Annotated in this window: 20 protein-coding genes; 8 read left to right on the top strand and 12 right to left on the bottom strand. The window is 46.2% G+C overall.

The genetic code is table 11. From position 1 onward, the window contains the following. Positions 1-132: 132 nt before the first annotated feature. A complete protein-coding gene (gene arfB, locus AB6805_RS09655) occupies positions 133-531 on the top strand; it encodes an alternative ribosome rescue aminoacyl-tRNA hydrolase ArfB (RefSeq protein ID WP_370909220.1) in 399 nt (132 codons plus the stop codon). Positions 532-608: 77 nt separating this feature from the next. After that, positions 609-2,147 (top strand): polysaccharide biosynthesis C-terminal domain-containing protein, encoded by a 1,539-nt coding sequence (locus tag AB6805_RS09650; protein WP_370909219.1) that lies wholly within the window; start codon positions 609-611, stop codon positions 2,145-2,147. On the opposite strand, the gene AB6805_RS09645 is transcribed toward AB6805_RS09650, so the two are convergent. After that, on the bottom strand, positions 2,144-2,785 hold the full coding sequence (locus AB6805_RS09645) for an MBL fold metallo-hydrolase (RefSeq protein ID WP_370909218.1): 642 nt from the start codon (positions 2,783-2,785) through the stop codon (positions 2,144-2,146). The two genes, AB6805_RS09650 and AB6805_RS09645, sit on opposite strands and share 4 nt — an antisense overlap. A 61-nt stretch (positions 2,786-2,846) precedes the next feature. On the opposite strand from AB6805_RS09645, the gene AB6805_RS09640 reads away from it, so the two are divergent. Continuing rightward, positions 2,847-6,254: a hypothetical protein gene (locus tag AB6805_RS09640; protein ID WP_370909217.1), complete on the top strand. Its 3,408-nt coding sequence runs from the start codon at positions 2,847-2,849 to the stop codon at positions 6,252-6,254. Positions 6,255-6,476: 222 nt separating this feature from the next. Here AB6805_RS09640 and AB6805_RS09635 read toward each other — a convergent pair whose 3' ends face one another. From AB6805_RS09635 to AB6805_RS09615, 5 genes are read right to left on the bottom strand one after another with little or no spacing between them, the layout of a single operon-like run. Beyond that, positions 6,477-7,148 (bottom strand): DUF1361 domain-containing protein, encoded by a 672-nt coding sequence (locus AB6805_RS09635; RefSeq protein WP_370909216.1) that lies wholly within the window; start codon positions 7,146-7,148, stop codon positions 6,477-6,479. Between the two features lie 14 nt (positions 7,149-7,162). After that, positions 7,163-7,528, bottom strand: coding sequence for a diacylglycerol kinase family protein (locus tag AB6805_RS09630; RefSeq protein WP_370909215.1), 366 nt, complete (start codon positions 7,526-7,528; stop codon positions 7,163-7,165). Positions 7,529-7,536: 8 nt separating this feature from the next. Then, the gene (gene creD, locus AB6805_RS09625; protein ID WP_370909214.1) at positions 7,537-8,862 is read right to left on the bottom strand and encodes a cell envelope integrity protein CreD; all 1,326 of its coding nucleotides are present in this window, start codon (positions 8,860-8,862) and stop codon (positions 7,537-7,539) included. A gap of 54 nt (positions 8,863-8,916) precedes the next feature. Continuing rightward, positions 8,917-9,213 (bottom strand): transcriptional regulator, encoded by a 297-nt coding sequence (locus AB6805_RS09620; RefSeq protein ID WP_079469850.1) that lies wholly within the window; start codon positions 9,211-9,213, stop codon positions 8,917-8,919. An 8-nt stretch (positions 9,214-9,221) separates the two neighbouring features. Further along, positions 9,222-9,860: a hypothetical protein gene (locus tag AB6805_RS09615; RefSeq protein WP_370909213.1), complete on the bottom strand. Its 639-nt coding sequence runs from the start codon at positions 9,858-9,860 to the stop codon at positions 9,222-9,224. A gap of 135 nt (positions 9,861-9,995) precedes the next feature. Here AB6805_RS09615 and AB6805_RS09610 point away from each other — a divergent pair, with 135 nt between their 5' ends. Further along, on the top strand, positions 9,996-12,503 hold the full coding sequence (locus tag AB6805_RS09610; protein ID WP_370909212.1) for a DUF5686 family protein: 2,508 nt from the start codon (positions 9,996-9,998) through the stop codon (positions 12,501-12,503). 10 nt (positions 12,504-12,513) lie between these two features. Next, on the top strand, positions 12,514-12,906 hold the full coding sequence (locus AB6805_RS09605) for a hypothetical protein (RefSeq protein ID WP_370909211.1): 393 nt from the start codon (positions 12,514-12,516) through the stop codon (positions 12,904-12,906). Positions 12,907-12,918: 12 nt separating this feature from the next. Here AB6805_RS09605 and AB6805_RS09600 read toward each other — a convergent pair whose 3' ends face one another. After that, positions 12,919-14,100 carry an aspartate aminotransferase family protein gene (locus AB6805_RS09600; RefSeq protein WP_370909210.1) on the bottom strand — a complete coding sequence of 394 codons (1,182 nt, stop codon included), beginning with the start codon at positions 14,098-14,100 and terminating at the stop codon, positions 12,919-12,921. A gap of 91 nt (positions 14,101-14,191) precedes the next feature. Here AB6805_RS09600 and AB6805_RS09595 point away from each other — a divergent pair, with 91 nt between their 5' ends. From AB6805_RS09595 to AB6805_RS09585, 3 genes are read left to right on the top strand one after another with little or no spacing between them, the layout of a single operon-like run. After that, positions 14,192-14,728, top strand: a complete 537-nt coding sequence (locus AB6805_RS09595) for a gamma carbonic anhydrase family protein (protein WP_370909209.1) — start codon at positions 14,192-14,194, stop codon at positions 14,726-14,728. Between the two features lie 46 nt (positions 14,729-14,774). Further along, a complete protein-coding gene (locus AB6805_RS09590) occupies positions 14,775-14,924 on the top strand; it encodes a hypothetical protein (protein WP_370909208.1) in 150 nt (49 codons plus the stop codon). 9 nt (positions 14,925-14,933) lie between these two features. After that, on the top strand, positions 14,934-15,080 hold the full coding sequence (locus tag AB6805_RS09585) for a hypothetical protein (protein ID WP_370909207.1): 147 nt from the start codon (positions 14,934-14,936) through the stop codon (positions 15,078-15,080). Here AB6805_RS09585 and rsgA read toward each other — a convergent pair whose 3' ends face one another. The 5 genes from rsgA to AB6805_RS09560 form a co-directional block, all read right to left on the bottom strand. Further along, positions 15,081-16,016 (bottom strand): ribosome small subunit-dependent GTPase A, encoded by a 936-nt coding sequence (rsgA, locus tag AB6805_RS09580; protein WP_370909206.1) that lies wholly within the window; start codon positions 16,014-16,016, stop codon positions 15,081-15,083. 287 nt (positions 16,017-16,303) lie between these two features. Continuing rightward, positions 16,304-17,314: a VWA domain-containing protein gene (locus AB6805_RS09575; RefSeq protein ID WP_370909205.1), complete on the bottom strand. Its 1,011-nt coding sequence runs from the start codon at positions 17,312-17,314 to the stop codon at positions 16,304-16,306. A 28-nt stretch (positions 17,315-17,342) separates the two neighbouring features. Continuing rightward, positions 17,343-18,338, bottom strand: a complete 996-nt coding sequence (locus AB6805_RS09570; RefSeq protein ID WP_370909204.1) for a hypothetical protein — start codon at positions 18,336-18,338, stop codon at positions 17,343-17,345. A 24-nt stretch (positions 18,339-18,362) separates the two neighbouring features. Continuing rightward, positions 18,363-19,229 (bottom strand): DUF58 domain-containing protein, encoded by an 867-nt coding sequence (locus AB6805_RS09565; protein ID WP_370909203.1) that lies wholly within the window; start codon positions 19,227-19,229, stop codon positions 18,363-18,365. Between the two features lie 54 nt (positions 19,230-19,283). Beyond that, positions 19,284-20,243, bottom strand: coding sequence for an AAA family ATPase (locus tag AB6805_RS09560; protein ID WP_370909248.1), 960 nt, complete (start codon positions 20,241-20,243; stop codon positions 19,284-19,286). Positions 20,244-20,340: the final 97 nt, after the last annotated feature.

Here is a 20,340-nt window from a genome sequence, read left to right as displayed (position 1 = left end):
TATAAAACGATGCCGCTGCACTACATGTTAACCGGGGGAAACCGCTGCCCCCGGTAAAAACAGCACTATTCGCCGTAATTTGTAATAAATTGCACTTCCTAAGGCATTTTTTATATTATAAATTAAATCAAGATGAATATCAATGTGACCCCCGAAATCACGTTCCGCACAGCCCGCAGCGGCGGCAGCGGCGGACAAAACGTGAATAAGGTGGAAACGATGGTGGAAGGCTATTTCGATATCATGGCTTCTGCCCTGTTAACCCAGGAACAAAAAACAGTGCTGACGGAGAAGTTGTCGAACCGTATCAACGCAGATGGCCTGCTCCAGGTAAAGTCGCAGACGGAGCGCACCCAGCTGGGGAACAAACAAACAGTGATTTCCAAAATGAATGACCTGATCAACAAAGCGCTGATACCACGCAAAAAGCGCGTACCTACACGGCCCTCCAAAGCCGCAAAGGAAAAACGTATCCAGTCGAAAAAGAAGCATTCCGATAAAAAGCAGCAACGGAGAGGGGGATTTGAATAAGCCAGGTCACCGGTCAATCCTCATAAATCCGCGATTCGTAATCCGTAATTCGTAATTTGCGTCAAAATATTTGGGAATTGAGTATTAAGAACCTGGCAGGACAAACGGTATTTTACGGATTGAGTAACATAGTGAGCAAATTGCTCAATTATTTCCTTACTCCTTTTTATCTGACCATCTTAACCCGTGCATCATTCGGGGAGATGTCCAACGTATACGCCTATATACCGTTTGCCAATATTGTGCTGACCTATGGCATGGAAACGGCCTTTTTCCGTTTCGCCAAAAAGGAGAACAAAGCGCATGTACTGGGTACTTCCACCATTTCCCTCTTACTTTCCACTATCAGCATTACCGTTTTACTGTTGTTGCTGCGGTCGCCGGTCATTAACTCGTATACCGGCGAGCTGGCAGGACTGAATGGCCATCCCACCTACTACACCTATGTGGTGCTGCTGATGGCATTTGATGCGCTCACAGCCATTCCTTTCGCGCAACTGCGGCTGGAAGGACGGCCAATGAGATATGCTGCCATTCGTATAGCCGGAATAGTTACTACCATCTTTTTCAATATTTTCTTCCTGGTCATTTGCCCGAAACTGTATGCTGCCGGCCATCACTGGTTGCCGGATCTCCAAAGCGGCAGCGACCAGACGGGGTATATTTACCTGAGCAACATGCTGGGCAGCGCCATTACGCTGGTGCTATTTCTGCCCCAGATCCGCAAAATAGAATGGAGGTTTGATACCGGTTTATGGAAACAAATGATGCACTATGCCCTTCCACTGATCGTTGTGGGAATGGCGGGCATGGTTAATGAAACGTTCGACAGGGCCTGGTTTTTACCGCAGTTCCTGCCAGGCGATAACATGGAAGCTAAAAAAGAAGTTATTGCGCTGTACAGCGCCAACTATAAACTGGCCATCCTGATTACCATGTTCATACAGGCATTCCGGTTAGGAGCCGAGCCCTTTTTCTTTAAACAGGCCGAAAGCGGCGATCCTAGGAAAATGTATGCACGGATCATGAAGCTGTTTGTGATCATGCTTTGCTTCATGTTCCTGTTTGTAAGTCTTTACCTGAATATCTGGAAGGCGTTCCTCCGGGTGCCGTTCTACTACCAGGGGATGCGTATTGTACCGGTATTGCTGCTGGCCAACATGTTCCTGGGCATTTATTACAATCTCACGATCTGGTTTAAGCTCACGGACCGCACCAAAACGGGCGCGGTGATTACCATCATCACCGCCGTGCTGGCCTTCCTGCTCAATTACTGGTGGATACCGGTGATGGGCTATTATGGCGCTGCACTGGCAACGATGGTATGTTATTTTGTACAAATGGTCATCTGCTATGTGTGGGGGCAGAAGTATTACCCCATCCCTTACCATCTTCCTAAACTAATTACCTACATGGGGCTGGCCGCCGGCATTTACTATCTATTCGGCTGGCTCAATGCCACGGTGCTGTCGCCGAAAGACATTTATGCCCTCAAACCCCTTCCGCTCGCAGTGGCCACGGCTTTCTTTCTGGCTTATGCCTGGTTCATTTTCCGTATGGAGAAGAAGGAGTTTGCCCGTTTACCGGTGATCGGGAAGTTTATTAAAGTAGGCTAATCCACCAGGAAAGGATTGTGTTTCTTTTCAAAACCTATAGTGGTGGCTGGTCCGTGGCCGGGGAATACCCTTACCTCATCCGGTAATACAAACATTTGCTCCCGGATGCTTTTCAACAGGGTGGCATGATTGCCTCCCGGCAGATCGGTCCGGCCAATGCTCTGGTAAAACAGCACGTCGCCCCCAATCACGAAATGCTGGCCCAGGCAATAAAAGGCTACACTTCCCGGAGAATGGCCAGGGGTAAACAATACCGTTAACTCATCGGCGCCAAAAAGAATCTTTTCCCCTTCTGTAAGGTAACGACCGGCCTCCGGGGAGGGATCAAAAGGAATGTTGTACATCCCCGCCGCCCGCTGGGAATTGTCCAGTACCGGCTGTTCCAGCTCATGAAACTCCGGACGCACTTTATACGTATCTGATACGAGCTTATTACCGAATATATGATCAAAGTGGCAGTGCGTATTCAATAATCTTATAACATTTAACCCGTGCGTTTGTATATATTGTAATAATTCTTTTCTTTCGTCCTGAAAATAACACCCTGGGTCTATAATTATACATTCCTTTTTTCCGTTAATAAGCAGGAAAGTGTTTTCTTGTAGTGGACCAAAAGTGAATTGTTGTATTTCAATCATTGTAACCCGATTTTTTTAGGCTAATTTTAAAACAGATCACAATATTATCAATACTTTCTGTATGAACAGATTTATTACCAGGTTATTATTCCACGGTACCCTATTACTTGGAACGATAGTATCCCAGGCCCAGACCAATACAGTAGAATTCGGACAAAATCGTGTGCAGTTCAAGAACTTCAAGTGGAGATACTATCAAAGCCGGCATTTCAACACCTATTTCGCCCAGAACGGGCTGGAACTTGGTAAGTATGCGGCACAGGTAGCCGAAAAGGAATTACCCCAGCTGGAACAGTTCATGGAATCCAACCCCAGACAGCGTATTAATATTGTGGTTTACAACTCTTTCGGGGAAATGAAGCAGTCCAATATCGGTATTGGCGTGGATTGGCAGAATACAGGAGGAGTGACTAAACTGGTGGGTAACAAAATGATCGTCTATTTCGACGGTAACCATGAAAACCTCCGCCGCCAGATCCGGCAGGGGATTGCCCGCATCATGCTGGAAACGCTGCTGTTTGGGGAAGATATCGGCGAATTTGCCGGTAATGCTGCCCTGATCGACTTCCCGAAATGGTTCACCGATGGCTTTATTGGCTATGCCGCCGAAAACTGGACCGCCAGGCAGGATGAGGAACTGAAGCTCATCATCATGTCCGGCAAATACAGCAACTTCAATTCCCTCGCATATGACCACCCCCTTTTAGCCGGCCAGGCGTTCTGGTACTATGTGGAAAGCAAGTACGGCAAAGATGCCGTGCCTTATCTCATGTATATCACCCGCATTAACCGCGGACTGAAAAAAGGCTTTGAGCAGGTACTTAACCAAACACCGAAGAAAGCTACCAAAGACTTCTTTGTATTTTATCAGAAAAGATTCCAGGAAGATAACCGCAGAAGGAAAACTTCTGCCAAAGGCCGTACTATCGTAGCCCAGGAAATTACGCCGAAAGCCGACTACTACCGCTTTAACCCGAATCCTAAAAATAATTCCTACGCAGTAGTTGAGTTTAAAAAAGGAGTTTACCGCGTACAGATCCAACTTGGCTGGAATAAGCCAAAAGTACTGCTGCATAGCGGTGTAATGCAACTGGCCAACCAGGTAGATCCAAACTATCCGCAGATGGCCTGGAACACCAAAGGCAACCGCCTGGCCGTTGTGTACGAGCACGAAGGCAAAACCAAACTGATGATCTATGACCTGATCACCCGCACGACTATACGCCAGGAACTGAACCAGTTTGACCGGATCATCGACTTTAAATACATGCCGGTACAGGAAAATACCCTGTTGTTGTCTGCCGTGAAAAACGGACACACCGACATCTTTACCTATAACATCAGCAACTCTAAAACAGACCAGATCACCAACGACGTGTACGATGACCTGGATCCATCCTTTGCCGCATTCCCCGGCAAAAGCGGTATTCTTTACTCTTCCAACAGGCCCGGCCCCAAAGGAAGAGGCAGCGATACTTCATTGCTGAACAATCCTTTCAACATCTTTATGGTGGACAACTGGAACAGGAGCTCTGAAAAGCAGATCACCCAGCTGACCGACCTGCAGTATGGCAACGCCAAACTGCCCATGCAGTATAACACCACCCACTTCACCTTTGTTTCTGATGCCAACGGTATCCGTAACCGTTATGCCGGCTTCTTCAAGTCGCAGGCAGATGGCGTGGATTCCCTCTTCTATGTAGGCTCTGAAATCCTCCATAACCCCGACCAGGAAGAACTGGATTCAGCGATGGCCGCCTATGGTTCTACCGCCCCGGATTCAGTAGAGGCGATCACTATCACCAAAGATTCTACCTATACTTTCCCTATTTCCAATTATCCTTACGGTATCCAGGAATCACGGATTACCGGTGAAAAGGGAGAAGTATCGGAAGTAGTGCAGTATGCGGATATCAAACGCCTGATGAAGCTGAAAGTAGATACCGTGGTGTTGAAAAAAAGGAATATAACGGCAAAAAACACCAATTTCAGGAAAGCCCAGATGCATGCCGACAGTTTACGTTTAGGTCTGCCTACTTACCTGGCGCCGTCAAAAGATACTTCCACACATCCTAATTTCTTCCAGAACGAGTTTGGGAATGAGCCGGCCGATACCAGCAACAATGCTAATACAGCCAACGAACCGGCGCTGTTTGAAAAAAGGAAAGAAAATGAATCGATTCTTAAAAAGTCGAAACTGTTCCCGTATAAATTCAAATTCGCTTCCGACTACCTGATCCTGCAACTGGATAACTCTATCCTGGTAAATAAATACCAGCCATTTACCGGTCCTCCCAGCGGTCCTATCCGCCTCACCGACCCGGTGAATGGGTTAATCCGCATTGGAGTAAGCGATTTGTTTGAAGATCTGAAATTCAACGGCGGCTTCCGTATTCCGTCTTCCCTGCAGGGATCGGAATACTTCTTTACGGCTAGTTACCTGAAGAAACGCTTCGACTATAAATTCACTTACTACCGTAAAGTGGATAAAAGCAGTGGATTTGCGATCCGTGACCAGTCTGGTCAGGACTCCGCTTTTGTTCCTACCAAAATGATCACCAACATTTACCAGGGTGAAATGAGATATCCTTTCGACCAGGTAAGGAGTATCCGTTTATCAGCAGGTATACGTACCGATAAACTGGTAGTGCAGTCAGAGAACAAAGAATCACTGATAGCGCCTGATTACAAGGAAACGTATGCTTTAATGCGCCTGGAATACGTATACGACAATACGATCAACCCGGCTATTAATATCTGGAATGGTACCCGTTATAAAATTTATGGAGAAACCAATGCACAGCTGACCAATGGCGGACTGAATGAGTTATTCAATCCGGGTCTTTCCGCCGGCGCCCAGGGCAGGTTTACCTATAACATGGGAGTAGATATCCGTCACTATACAAAGATTTACCGCAACTTTATCTGGGCAACACGTTTTGCAATGGATATGTCGTGGGGAACACGTAAACTGCTGTATTACCTGGGCGGTATCGACAACTGGCTGAACCCACAGATCAACACCAGGACCCCGGTAAACCTTAGTGAAAACTATGCCTTCCAGACCCTTGCGGGTAACCTGCGCGGTTACAAACAGAATGCAAGGAATGGTAACAATGTAATGTTGCTGAACACAGAGCTCCGTTTACCGGTGTTTGCCACTTTCATCGACAAACCAATCAACTCTGCGTTCCTGCGCAATTTCCAGGTTACCTCTTTCATTGATATTGGTACCGCCTGGAATAAAAAGCTGAGCTTTAAAGACGCCAATTATACTACTTATGACGATGGTCAGGGTATAACCACCCGCATCAAAGAAGGCTTCCTCGGACCTTTCGTAGGTGGTTATGGTTTTGGTGCACGCACCACCATTGCCGGCTACTTCCTCCGCGCAGATGCAGGCTGGCCTGCTGTAGCGTTTTTCAGAGGCAGCCCGATCTGGTACTTCGGTATGGGCGTCGACTTTTAAACGGATCGCCTTCGGCGATGGAAATTGTCTTGGAGCACTGATTACGCTGATTATACTGATTAACCTGATTTTTGTTTTTAGGATTTTATAAATGAAGAAGGGAGATACAAGCGAATTCGCTTATATCTCCCTTCTTCATTTATAAAAATCATATCAATCAAAAAAATCAGTATAATCAGCGTAATCAGTGCTCCAAGACAATTTCCATCGCCGAAGGCGATCCTACGCATGTTGCTTTTTCACCAGCGGGTACATTAAGCTCAGGAATATTCCCATACAGATGGTAAAAGCCCAGGCATGCCTGTTTTCCACGGGATGCAGGAAAATGTCTCTCATATCTCCCAGCAGCGTAAGCGGATCTTTTATAATATCCCAGCTGTTGTAACGCAGGTACCGGCCTATATACACGCCCATTCCGCAGAGGAACATCACCGGGAAAGTAAATAACCATGCGGGCCAGCGGCTATGCCGGTTGCTCCACAATTTCTCCATGCTGCGGATAGACATATACCCGAACATCATGCCGTTCCAGGCGAAGGAGAAAATCACAAACAGATCAAACCACAAGGGCACGCCGCCATCAAATAAATGGAACAGGTCCGTAAGGATGTAGGGGGCGTTGGGAATAAACAGCAGCCATACGATGAAGCAGCCGTACCAGTTATACCGGTTTTTGATTTGTTCCGGGTGCTTTTCCATCCAGCCGGTGATAGCGAAAGGAATGAAGGCCAGGAAAAGGTTCCAGATCAGCGATACCCGCAGATAGCTGCCGGTATGAACTACACGACAAAGAAGCAACGCCATACTGAACAGTACAGATGTATACAGGGTGTATTGGTGCCGGGAGCGGCCTATACGGTGTTGTAATAAACGAATGGTTCTCATCAATTGCATATGGTTACTTTTAGTCAAATTAAAATGTAGGGAATAAATACGACAGCCCCGATAATAACGGCTGCTACAGCCGCTATCAGTACAGCGCCGGCCGCTACATCCTTGATGAACTTCACTTTTGGATGCAGCTGTGGCGAAAGATGATCCATTATTTTTTCTATAACTGTATTAAGCATTTCTGTAATCCACACCAATGTAATGGCGAGGATGATCCAAATCCATTCCGGCGTTGCTATTTTATACCAGCAACCGGCTGCCACTACCACGATGGTAGCGAAGGCGTGAATACGCGCATGTGGCTCACTGCGCAGGAAAGCGGCAATACCACTGAATGCGTATCCGAAGCTGGCCAACCGTTTGCTGATATAAGAGTTTCCCATGTTTGTTTTTATTGCTGGATATTGGTGTTTTTCTGTCCTAACTTATCCCATTTAATGGTGGTGCTGAAATACATGATCAGGGCGAGGATGATAAAGAGTCCTAAGCTTCCCATCAGCAGTGCCTGATCTTCTGCACTGATAATCACGTAAATGAATCCGTAAAGGATGGCAAGCGTAGCCCCGATGCCGGCTGCAATGCGGCCGCTTTTAAAGGCAGCAGCCGTATATGCAATAATCAGACCTATTGTGAGCACACTGGCAATAAGATAAGCCATAGTAAAGTTAATTTGTTCTGAAATAGAGATGAGCAGGGTATAAAAAATACAGAGGGCTAACCCGATGAGGGCATATTGCAATGGATGAAGGGCGCGGCGTTGTGATAGCTCAATAAAATAAAAGACAAAAAAAGTTAACCCAATGATCATGACGGCATACTTTACCGCCCGCATAGACATCTGGTAGCTTTCGGCAGGCATGAATAACTTAATCCCGAAATCGGCGGAATGGATGTCAAATTTCTTGCCTTCCCAGCTTTGCGGATAGTTGCGGTTCAGGTGTTGTATCTGCCAGGTAGCGGCAAAGCCTTTATCGTCCACCCGGCGGGTTTTCGGCGGGAACGCTTCATCGAATGCGGGATCAGTCCAGCTGGAATTGATGCCTACCATGGTTGTTTTACCAATGGGAGAGAAACTGATCCGTCCGGAGCCTTTTATGCCCAGCTCCAGGGAGAAGTTACCGCCCAGGGCGCCGGCGTCGCCGGGGACAACCGATACCGGGGTTTGGATACCATTATCAAACAGGTCCTTGCTGACCAAACCGGGGTTAAATAAATAGGATTTACCATTCCACATCATCTGCACCTGGTTGCCAATGCCGCGCAAATCGCTGATGCCAATGAGTACTGACGCATGTTCCCAATCTAAGGCGGAAGGAGGGATATTAAGCGACAACAGCTCATTGCGGTTAAAAGTGCCGCTCAGCTGCAACCTGGCATTGTACACGGCTACATTGAAAATACCGCGGTGCAGTTTTTCGGGCAACAGCTCTCCGTTGATCCGTAAACTATCCGGCAGGAGATACACATAGGTTGCTTCGTCGGTTCCGGCTTTATACGGAATGGCCAGCACTGGTCCTGTAATATTCTGTTCGCCTCCCCAGCGGCTGCTGATTTCCTGGGTGGCTTCGTTTTGCCGGTCGCGGCGTTCCCAGATGATGTTTTGAATCAAGGCCGCCGGCACAAGCAGTACCAGCATCAATACAAAAATGATGATCGCTTTAATAGCGTAGGCGTAGCGGTCAAAAAAAGAAGGAGATCCGTTTGTTGAAGGTTCCATATTTTTTTATTTTTAAAAGTACTTTGTATTTCAAAGTAAAAAGACAAAAAAAATTTATTTAGTGAATTTGATCATATGCTCAAGCGCCGCGATATGGCCTTTAAAAGCTTTTTCGCCAGCCGCGGTAATGGCATAGGTAGTATTGGTTTTCCTGCCAATAAAGCCCTTATGCACTTTGAGATACCCGTTCTCTTCGAGTGTATTGAGATGCGATGCCAGGTTACCATCGGTTACTTCCAGCATCTGTTTGAGATCGTTGAAATTTACTTCCTCGTTCACCATTAATACACTCATAACGCCCAGGCGTATACGGCTCTCGAAAATCTTATTTAAGTTACCTATCGGGTTCATGCGATTGATTAAACTGTCCCTTTCCGTTCATATTTCCACCACATCAGCGCTCCATAAATGATGTGCAGTAAACCGAAACCTATAGCCCAAAAATAAAGACCATCGTTCAAATAGAAAAGATTAAGTATACCGAGAACAACTTCACAGATTCCCAGGTACCTCACATCGGGCAAAGTATATTTACTGGCATTGATGATGGCCAACCCATAAAATACCAGGCAGGTAGGGGCTATCAGTCCTTCCAGGTGGTTAAATAATAACCCGGCTATAAAAGCGCCGCCCGCTGCCAAAGGAATCGCTGTGTTGATCAGCACTTTCCGCGACGTTAAGTCCCAGATCGGTAAATTATTTTTCTTCGCCTTGCGCCAGGTAAAAAAAGTTCCGGCGATGAGCGCTGCCGCTAACACAGAAAACCCCAAAACAATTAACCGGTACTTCAGCACTATGAAATCTGAATGACTATGTACACCGGTAGTGTTCCACCTGAAATAATATTCATTCAGCCACATATTGGCAATAAATGCGCCGATCAGGCCACAGATACCGGCGGAGATACCGCTTAATCCACTCAGCGAAATGAAACGGCTGCTGCGTTCCATCATTCGCTTAATGTCTGTTAATGCCTGCAGATGTTGTTGGTCTGTCATACAAAAAAGTACTTTGCAATACAAAGCTAATAGAAAAATCCGAATCACAAAATATAATTTTTTGTTATAACTGCGTTACCTATAGGATACTGACTGTCCAGAATCGCAATAAATGATATAATATTGTTGTCAGATATGGTTGGCTGGAAAAGAATATTAGCAATAATCATCGGCGTAAGCGGCTGGGGTTCGGGTTTGATGGCGCAGCAGTACAAGGTTAGTGGAGTGGTTAGAGACGCGCACTCACAGGAAATCATTCCGTTCGCCACTCTTCAGTTTGTGCGTACCCAAACAGGTATGGTTAGCAACGCGGAAGGGAAATACCTCTTCGAACTAAATGTTATCCCATCAGATTCATTGCTGGTCAGGGTAATGGGATATAACATCCTTAAATTGCCGGTTAACAAAGATCAGAAAGAACAGGTCATCAACTTTGAGGTAACCCGCTCAGATGTTTCCCTGAAAACATACGAGGTGAAAGCCAACGTAAACTGGGCACTCATTCTCCTGAAACAAATCGTTAAACATAAACCGGAGAATAATTATAATCGCCTCGATAACTACAAATACGAGGTATATAATAAGCTGGAGCTGGATATGAAGAATCTCAACAAAGAGAAACTCGGCAAAAACCGCTTCACCAAACCGTTTGCGTTTATTCTTGATAACATAGACAGTACTTCTGAAGACAAACCTTTCCTACCCATTTTCCTCACGGAAACATTATCGGATTATTATTTCCAGTCGAGCCCCCGCAAAACAAAAGAAATCATCAAGGCCGCCCGAACGTCGGGGATAGATAATGAAAGCGTGACCAAATTCCTGGGAGGGATGTACCAGAATGTAAATGTATACGACAACTTCATCCCGGTATTCGATAAACTGTTTGTAAGTCCCATTCACCACAACGGCGCCTTCTACTACGATTACTCCATTGCAGATACACAATACGTCAACAGCCAGCGGTTTATTAAACTAAACTTCACGCCTAAACGCAAAGGAGAAAATACTTTTATTGGTGATATCTGGGTACATGATACCACTTACGCCGTACAAAAAACTACGCTGTCGGTACCCCGGGACGCCAACATCAACTTCGTCCGCAAAATCAGTATGGTACAGGAATTCCGGCAATTACCCGATAGCTCCTGGTTCCTGTATAAAGATAAATTTATTGCCGACTTCTGGGCGCCAAGCCCTAAGCCGGGGAAAACGTTTGACTTCATAGGCCGTAAAACCACGACTTATGATGACGTAATTACGAATGATACCGCTGCTACCAACATCTTCAGTGATAAAAAATATCCGGAAAATGTAATGGTGCTGGATAGCGCAAGAGCGCGGAAGGATTCTTTCTGGATGGATAACCGCCCGGAAAATCTCAGCAAAAATGAAGAAGGCATCTACAAAATGGTGGATACCCTTCAGAAAATGCCGCTTTTCCGGAGCTATTCAAATACGATCCGGTTCCTCGCTACCGGCTATAAGCCCTTTGGCCCTATTGAATGGGGACCTTACTATTACCTGTTTTCCCAAAACAGGCTGGAAGGTTTCCGTTTACGACTGGACCTCGGTACTACCCCGCAGTTCAATAAAGATCTGTACCTGTATGGCTACCTGGCCTATGGCTTCTCGGATCATGTATACAAGGGGAAAATGTCGGCGCTATGGCTGCTGAAAAGACATCCGCGTACCTATCTGTATGCATCTTTTACAAAAGATCTAGACAATGGCACCCACTACTATGATGAAGTAGGTACGGATAACATCTTTACCCTCGCCATCCGGAAAAATGGCGTACCGCAGAAATTCTTAATGGTGAATGAAAAACGGTTTGAATTCTTCAAAGAATACTACAGCGGTTTTTCCCACCAGATATCACTCACACACAAACAGGTGAGACCATTTGAACCGCTTCCAACCACTGCGTTTTATCCGAAAGCGCCCGACGGTCGCGATCCGCTGACCAGCATGGAGGTAGAACTGAAATTCCGCTATGCTTTCCACGAACAATTCCTGGAAGGGAATTATTACAGGATCAGCCTGGGTAGCAAATACCCCATTGCAGAACTGAAATTTGCTGCTGGTGTACCAGGCGTAGCCAACAGCGGACAAAAATATCAACGCCTTTCACTCAGCGTATCAGATTATGTAAAACTGCCGCCTTTCGGTTCTTTTTACTATAATGTTTTTGGCGGTAAAATTTTTGGTACGGTGCCTTATACTTCGCTTGAAGTACATCCCGGTAACGAAATTTACTACTACAATAAGTATGCTTTCAACATGATGAACCGCTTTGAGTTTATCAGTGATCAATACGCAGGCTTTAACGTAGAGCATACCATTGGTAATGGTATCTTCGGTTATATTCCACTGATTAAAAAACTGAAATGGCGCCAGTTCTGGACCGCCAAAGGCGTAATAGGTTCCTTATCGGAATCCAACAAACAACTGAACCTCAACAACGGCTTTGCATTCAAAACATTACAAGGTAATCCCTACCTCGAACTGGGTACGGGCATAGAAAATATTTTTAAATTCCTGCGGGTAGATTTTATCTGGAGAGTAACACCGGATGTAACGCCGGGAGAACCTGCCAACAAGCGTTTTGGCGTATTCGGTAGCTTCAAATTACAGTTTTAATCTGCTGCTCATGAAAGATGTAACACATACCCCGTTATTTGAATGCATCATGCAGGGAGAAATAGATGGTAGTTACTATGATCTGCATAATGACTATCAATGTATAAAAATACAGCTGGACTCAACAGAAAAGCTGCTACAGTTGAGATTTACAAACGATGATTTTAAAATTGTTGCAGAGTTCCACCAGGCAACTATCACCAATTTATCTTTTCACCCCGAAAGAACAGCGGATAGCAGTACCCTTGATCAGTTTTATCGGGGAAGATTTAAGTTCAATAACAACCTTCACGAAATAACCGCACAAGGCAAATACTATTACTATTTGTCTTTCCTCGGCAACGATGCGATAGAGCTGTTTGCCAAACGCGTTACCCTTTCTTTAAGCCGGCTGAATTCCTGAATTAATCTATCATTAAATATGATCGGCTGCTTCGCAGATAACACTGCAGGCCCATTTTATTTCTTCGGGCGTAATGATCAGGGGAGGCACGATGCGCATACATTCTGCGGCAAAGAGGAACCAGTCGGTGAGCACTCCTTTATCGATGCAATAATCAATTACCTTTTTATTTACCGGGAAATTTTCAAACTCCACCGCGATCATTAATCCTAATGAGCGTACCGATTTAATAGCCGGATGTTTCAGGTGCTCCAGGAACAGCTGACCTTTTGCATTCACTTCTTTCAACAGATCCTGGTCCAGCAAGGCCTGGAAGCCTGCACGGCCTGCGGCGCAATTTACAGGGTGGCCCCCAAAGGTAGTGATATGGCCTAATACAGGGCTGTTGGTCAATGTCCACATGATGTCGCGGGAGGCGATGAAGGCGCCTAATGGCATGCCTCCGCCGAGTGCTTTACCAAGCAGTAATACATCGGGCACAATACCAAATTGTTCGAAAGCCCACAGCGTACCGTTTCTCCCAAAACCACACTGAATTTCATCCAGTATCAGCAAGGCGCCGGTAGCCGAACATTTTTCGCGCAGCGCGTGTAGCCATTCCCGTTGTGGCACTATTACGCCGCCTTCTGCCTGCACACTTTCTGCGATCACCGCGGCGGTATTTCCGGTGATCAGCTCCAGCGACGCAAAGTTATTATACTCCAGGTGTTGGATACCCGGCAATAAAGGCCGGTAGGCATTGCGCCAGTATTCATCGCCAAGGATGCTCAGCGCTCCTTGTGTAGATCCATGATAACTACGGTTAAAAGCGGCAATTTCCGTCCGGCCGGTATACCGTTTGGCCAGTTTCATGGCGCCTTCCACGGCTTCGGCTCCTGAATTGGTAAAATATACGCAGTTTAACTGTTCCGGAAGATGCTGGGTGAGCAGGCTGGCAAAGGCCACCTGCGGCGATTGTACGAACTCGCCATACACCAGCAGGTGCATATATTGCTGCGCCTGTTCCTGTATGGCCTTTACTACAGCAGGATGGCAGTGCCCTACGTTACATACACTGATACCGGCAATCAGGTCGAGATACCTTTTCCCGTTTACATCCCACATATACATGCCTTCCGCTTTCACAATCTCCAATGCCAGAGGAGCATCGGAGGTTTGCGCTACGTGCTGCAAAAAAAGTTGCCTGTTATTCATATCACTAACTGCTCTGTTCTTTGCGAAGTTAGAAAACAACTGCTAATTAGTAATTGTTATATTTGTAACATAAGCACTAAAACATTTAATTATGGCGCACATTATTCCACTGAACGGAGTTACTCCTCAAATTCCTGAAGACTGTTACATTGCCCCCAATGCTACCATAGTAGGGGATGTAGTAATGGGTAAAGGTTGCACGATATGGTTCAACGCTGTTGTTCGCGGTGATGTAAACAGCATCCGCCTCGGCGAAAATGTGAACGTACAGGATGGTGCAGTGATTCACTGTACTTATCAGAAAACCAAAACGATTGTAGGCAATAATGTGTCTATAGGCCATAATGCCATTCTGCATGGCTGTACCATTGAGGATAATGTGCTGGTAGGCATGGGCGCCATTGTTATGGACAATGCCCGTGTAAGCAGCAACAGCATCATTGCTGCCGGCGCCGTTGTACTGAGCGACACGCATGTGGAACCCGGTACCATTTACGCTGGTGTACCCGCCCGCAAAGTAAAAGATATTGATATGGCCCTCATCAGCGGGGAAATCAACCGCATTTCAAAAAACTACAGCATGTACGCTTCCTGGTACCAGAACGCAGAGGAAGTAAAAGTACCTTAGTAATCATCTTACAAAAAAATGTTATATTGCAGGTAAATACCCTCCTATGAAAATACTCATATGCCTGCTGACATTGGGAAGCATCCTGTTTGCCAGCTGTTCATCGCAGAAAACAGGATGCCCTGCTTCCAACTACTACACCAAAGATATAAAGCAACAAAACCGTAAGGCTGGCAAACAAATGCGGCTGTTTTAAACCTATCCTATGCGCAAAGTTATCCCACTGGCCCTGGTGGCCATTATCATGTGCTTTACTGCCTGCAGAACACAAAAAAAAGGCTGCCCGCAACCCAAACGGAACTGGGGAGCAGAAAAAGTGCTGGACGAATTAGGTAAACCCAGAAAAGGCTGATCAGTATTGTTCTTCCTCAATGGTTTCCAGGATGGTAGCATAGCTCACATACCTGTCTACATCAATATGCCCTTCTTCCACGGCTACTTTCACCGCACAGCCGGGCTCATTGATATGTAAACAGTTGTTAAACTGGCATTGGGCAATATAAGGTTGCATTTCAAGGAAATAGTGGGAGAGTTCCGGCTTTGGAATATCCACGATCCCAAATTCCCTGACGCCGGGGGTATCTATCAAACAACCGCCAAAAGGCAGGTCGTACATTTCAGCAGAAGTAGTGGTGTGCAATCCCTTGCCACTCCAGCCGCTCACTGCTTTGGTCCGCAGATCGAGACCGGGCATCAGTACATTGATCAGGGAAGATTTGCCCACCCCTGAGTGCCCCGCCATTAAAGTGGTTTTGTCTTTCAGCTGCGCCCTTACCGTATCCACTCCGTTACCGTTCGCTGCCGAGATCAGTAATACCTGGTAGCCGATACTGCTGTACAGCTCTTCCAGTTCCTCAAATTTTTCGTTTTCCTTCTCTTTATAAATATCCTGCTTGTTGAAAACAAGTATCACCGGGATATGATAAGCTGCTGCCGTAACCAGGAAACGGTCAATAAAGCCCTGCGAAGTGCGTGGTTCCTTTACGGTACACACCAGCATCGCCTGATCCATATTAGCGGCTACAATATGTTTTTTATTTTTACCATGAGGGGAACTGCGTACTATATAATTCTTCCGGGGGCCTATTTCCGTTATCATGGCATTTTTGGCGTTGGCATCACTATCATCTTCCACAATTTCCACTACATCGCCCACAGCGATAGGATTAGTAGAAGTAATATCTTCATTCTTTTTGAAGATACCTTTCATCCTCGCCTGGAATGTTTCACCACTGGCCGTTTTAACCACATACCAGCTTCCCGTTGATTTATATACTGTTGCTTGCATAAGATCTCCAAAGGTAAGCGAATTTTGTTTTATGGGGGAGCGCCTTCGGCGCTGGAAATTGTCTTGGAGCGCTGATTACGCTGATTTTACTGATTAGCTTGATTTTTACTTTTTTGATTTTATAAAGATTTAAGGGAGATAGAAGCGGGTATATTCGCTCTTATCGCTCTTATCTCCCTTAAATCTTTATAAAATCAAAAAAATAAAATCAAAACATAATCAAATCAGTGTAATCAGTAAAATCAGCGTAATCCTGCTCCAAGACAATTTCCAGCGCCGAAGGCGCGCTATGGCAGGCTCTTGAAAAGCGTATACCGCAACACGGTTTCCAGCAGGATGCAGCCTAAGGCAATCATTGCCAGCAGGAAGAAGTGTTCTGCAAAACGTTTATAGGAAGTGATTTCCACCTTTGTTTTTTCCAGCTGGTCAATTTCACTGTAGATGCTCTTCAGATCGTTTGTATTGGTGGCCCGGAAGTATTTACCACCGGTTTCTTTTGAAATCTTTTTCATCAGTGGTTCGTCGATCTGCACATCCTGCATCACCATTTGCACGCTGCCATCAGACATGGGCATAGGAAACGGCGCTTTACCAATAGTACCCACACCAATAGTGTACACCCGGATCTTAAATGCCTTGGCGATTTCGAGCGCGGTGAGCGGATCTACGAGACCGGTATTATTCACCCCATCTGTGAGGAGGATGATCACTTTACTTTTAGCATGACTGTTACGCAAGCGGTCTACCGAAGTAGCGAGCCCCATACCGATGGCGGTACCATCCTGCAACATGCCGCTTTTCACCTGCATGATCTGGTTTTTCAGCACCGCATGATCCGTAGTGATAGGACATTGTGTAAAGCTTTCGCCAGAAAATACCACCAGTCCTATACGATCGCTGATGCGTTTATCCACGAAGTCGGAGGCCACTTTCTTCGCTGCCTCCATACGGTTGGGCTGCAGATCTTCCGCCAGCATACTGCCGGAGATATCTATGGCCATTACAATGTCGATACCTTCACTGTCGATGCTTTCAGAGGTGTTGGAAGTTTGTGGTCTTGCCAGCGCTACAATGAGTGCAACTACCGCCAGGATACGCAGCACCAGTAACAGGGGTCTGAAACGTACTTTCCAGGATACCGGCAGTCCTTTCAAACCTTCAATGGAAGATACCATCATTACACTTTGCCGGCCCCTGCGCCGCGCAAAGTACCAGTATATCAACACCGGTACCAGCAGCAGGAGCCACAGGAAAACCGGGTAGGCAAATTCAATATTTTTCCAGGTTGAAAAATCCATCAATTTTTAATTAAGATCCATGCTGACTTTATGCTTTTTCGAGGGTAGCATCGGTACCGGTATCCTCAGCCGGACCTGCTTTTGGTTTGGTCCACTCCAGGATTTCTTCGGCCTTCCGCATACATTCTTCATGTTCATCTGCTGTTGGTTGCAATTTGGCAAACTTTGCCAGATCCGCAATCGCCAACAGCGAACGCAGTTTGTCCCTTTGCTGGTTCAGCTTAGTCACCGGCTTGATATTCTGCAGTAATTCCTCACTGGTTTGCTCCAGTGCAGCAATACTGAACTGATGCTCGAAGTAGGTACGCAGGATATCCGTTAACCGGGTATAGTATTGTTTAATATCGCCCTGTTGCCATACCTTTTCTTCCTTCAGCGCTTTCAGCTCCTGTACCGCAATTTCGTAAGGGGAAACGGTAGGTGTTTGTATAACCGGCGGCGTTTTTTTACGGGTACGGAGATACCATATGAGTCCGCCGATGATGAGCACAGCTGCGGCGCCTATAACGATATACAACCAGTAGTCCCAGATGCTCCAGGCGACGCCTTTTATTTCTTTAATTGGTTTGAATGCTTTGGTGGTATCTACTGCTACGGTGTTTACATCAATACCGATAGGCAGCGTCACAGCAGAATCGGGGGCAGCATTGGCGCCGCTGAAAACTTCAAAACGCATGGGAGGAATTTCCCAATGGCCGGAGTCAAAACTGGTAAGGGTAAAAGTCTGGTGAAGAATGCGCTGATCCTGGTTTACCACGGTATCAAGATTGGAGCGGGTTACCACCTCAAAATGATCCAGTGAATCGGGTAATACCGGGAAGAGCACTTTAAAGTTAGCGTCCTTAAACTGTTGCGCTGTCAGCGTAGCGGTAAGCTGCAGTTTTATCTGCTCACCGATCCTGATACTATTGGTATCTGCTTTGGCGGTTACATCCACAGCCTGCTGTGCCAGCAGGGAGAAAGGAAATAACAACCCCAGTATGCAACATAAAAACAGACGCCTTATCACTTGTTGTTTATACATGTTTAATTTGCTCTCCTTTAAATCTTATGCCCTGTTCAGGAAAAATGTTTGTAACGCTTTCACATAGTCCTCGTCGGTACGTACGCTCACTAATTCTGCGCCACTTTTCATAAACGCATTTTTGCAATATTGTGAATGCTGCAGGAATTGCTGTTCATAATACTGGCGTACGCGGCGGTCGTTGGTATCAACCCATTGCGTAGCGCCCGTTTCAGCGTCTGCTACCTGGATCAGTCCTACCGGCGGCAGGTCTTTATCCCGCTGGTCGTATACCTGCACTCCTACTACATCATGCCGTTTTGCGGCGATGTTCAGTGCGTCCTGGTAATTTCCGGATAAGAAATCGCTTAGCATAAAAACGATGCTACGTTTTTTGGTGGCATTGTTAAAGAAACGCAGGGTTTCTTTTATATTAGTTCCTTTTCGTTTAGGCGTAAATGATAGTAGTTCACGGATGATGAAAAGAATATGTGATTTACCTTTTTTAGGGGGGATATATTTTTCCATCCCATCGCTGAAAAAGATAACGCCCACCTTATCATTATTTTTGATGGCAGCGAAAGCGAGTACAGCGCACAGTTCCGTGATCAGGTCACGTTTATCCTGCTTCTTGGTACCGAAGGAAGAGCTTTCGCTCATATCCACCAGCAGCATCACGGTAAGTTCTCTTTCTTCTTCAAAAACCTTTACAAAAGGATGGTTGAACCGTGCTGTTACATTCCAGTCGATAGACCTCACATCATCACCAAACTGATAATCCCTTACTTCGCTGAACGACATACCCCGGCCTTTGAAGGCGCTATGGTATTCCCCCGCAAATATGTGGTTGGTAAGCCCTTTCGTCTTAATCTCTATCTGCCTTACCTTTTTTAATATTTCAGCCGTATCCAATGGGAAAATTTTTGAGTTGTGATTTACGAATAAATGCCCGGCAGCTTTCAGCTGCTATGGTACTTCTACTGCGTTCAGTATTTCACTCAGGATATTTTCGCTGGTAACATTTTCTGCTTCTGCCTCATAGGTTAAACCTACGCGGTGACGCATAACGTCGAAGCATATATTACGTACATCTTCCGGAATCACATAGCCGCGACGCTTCATGAAAGCGTAGGCTTTGGCAGCCCAGGCCAGGTTGATGCTGGCTCTTGGCGAACCGCCGTATGCGATGAGCGGTTTCAGTTTATTGAGTTTATATTCTTCCGGATTACGGGTGGCAAAAACGATATCGAGGATATATTTTTCGATCTTCTCATCCATATACACTTCCCTTACCAGTTTACGCGCTTCGAGGATATCGGAAGGCTGGATAATGGGACGGATAGGAGCTGAGAGTTCCGGGTTCAGGTTTTGACGGATGATCTGTTTTTCTTCTTCCTTGGTAGGATAACCAATCACTACTTTGAGCATGAAACGGTCTACCTGTGCTTCGGGCAGGGTGTAGGTACCTTCCTGCTCAATCGGGTTCTGGGTAGCCAGTACCAGGAAGGGCTCGTCCAGTTTAAAGGTAGTATCGCCGATGGTGATCTGTCTTTCCTGCATGGCTTCCAGCAGGGCGCTCTGTACTTTTGCCGGGGCGCGGTTGATTTCATCCGCCAGGATAAAGTTGGCGAAGATGGGGCCTCTGCGTACTACAAATTCATTCTTCTGCTGGTTATAGATCATGGTACCTATCACATCCGCAGGCAACAGGTCAGGCGTAAACTGGATACGGCTGAATTTCGCGTTGATAGCGGAGGACAGGGACTTGATAGACAATGTTTTTGCCAGACCGGGTACGCCTTCCAGCAGTACGTGGCCCTGGGCCAGCAAACCGATGAGCAGTCTCTCCACCATATAACGCTGGCCAACAATTACTTTACCTAACTCCATTGTGAGCAGGTCCACGAAGGCGCTTGCCTGGTGAATCTTCTCATTCAGTTGCCGGATGTCGGACGATGTATTTTCCATGCTAATAATTTTTCAGGTGTGCTAAAATAAACATTCTCTGGTCAAATAAAACTTA

Source organism: Chitinophaga sp. RCC_12, from assembly GCF_041360695.1.
Classification (GTDB): domain Bacteria; phylum Bacteroidota; class Bacteroidia; order Chitinophagales; family Chitinophagaceae; genus Chitinophaga.
The sequence above is the reverse complement of the archived record's forward strand: the minus strand, read 5'-3'. Positions and strand labels throughout refer to the sequence as shown.

Bases quoted from the DNA above. Each gene is read 5' to 3' on its own strand.
- arfB (WP_370909220.1), top strand. From the start codon at position 133: ATGAATATCAATGTGACCCCCGAAATCACGTTCCGCACAGCCCGCAGC.
- AB6805_RS09645 (WP_370909218.1), bottom strand. From the start codon at position 2,785: ATGATTGAAATACAACAATTCACTTTTGGTCCACTACAAGAAAACACT.
- AB6805_RS09640 (WP_370909217.1), top strand. From the start codon at position 2,847: ATGAACAGATTTATTACCAGGTTATTATTCCACGGTACCCTATTACTT.
- AB6805_RS09635 (WP_370909216.1), bottom strand. From the start codon at position 7,148: ATGCAATTGATGAGAACCATTCGTTTATTACAACACCGTATAGGCCGC.
- AB6805_RS09630 (WP_370909215.1), bottom strand. From the start codon at position 7,528: ATGGGAAACTCTTATATCAGCAAACGGTTGGCCAGCTTCGGATACGCA.
- creD (WP_370909214.1), bottom strand. From the start codon at position 8,862: ATGGAACCTTCAACAAACGGATCTCCTTCTTTTTTTGACCGCTACGCC.
- AB6805_RS09620 (WP_079469850.1), bottom strand. From the start codon at position 9,213: ATGAACCCGATAGGTAACTTAAATAAGATTTTCGAGAGCCGTATACGC.
- AB6805_RS09615 (WP_370909213.1), bottom strand. From the start codon at position 9,860: ATGACAGACCAACAACATCTGCAGGCATTAACAGACATTAAGCGAATG.
- AB6805_RS09610 (WP_370909212.1), top strand. From the start codon at position 9,996: ATGGTTGGCTGGAAAAGAATATTAGCAATAATCATCGGCGTAAGCGGC.
- AB6805_RS09605 (WP_370909211.1), top strand. From the start codon at position 12,514: ATGAAAGATGTAACACATACCCCGTTATTTGAATGCATCATGCAGGGA.
- AB6805_RS09600 (WP_370909210.1), bottom strand. From the start codon at position 14,100: ATGAATAACAGGCAACTTTTTTTGCAGCACGTAGCGCAAACCTCCGAT.
- AB6805_RS09595 (WP_370909209.1), top strand. From the start codon at position 14,192: ATGGCGCACATTATTCCACTGAACGGAGTTACTCCTCAAATTCCTGAA.
- AB6805_RS09590 (WP_370909208.1), top strand. From the start codon at position 14,775: ATGAAAATACTCATATGCCTGCTGACATTGGGAAGCATCCTGTTTGCC.
- AB6805_RS09585 (WP_370909207.1), top strand. From the start codon at position 14,934: ATGCGCAAAGTTATCCCACTGGCCCTGGTGGCCATTATCATGTGCTTT.
- rsgA (WP_370909206.1), bottom strand. From the start codon at position 16,016: ATGCAAGCAACAGTATATAAATCAACGGGAAGCTGGTATGTGGTTAAA.
- AB6805_RS09575 (WP_370909205.1), bottom strand. From the start codon at position 17,314: ATGGATTTTTCAACCTGGAAAAATATTGAATTTGCCTACCCGGTTTTC.
- AB6805_RS09570 (WP_370909204.1), bottom strand. From the start codon at position 18,338: ATGTATAAACAACAAGTGATAAGGCGTCTGTTTTTATGTTGCATACTG.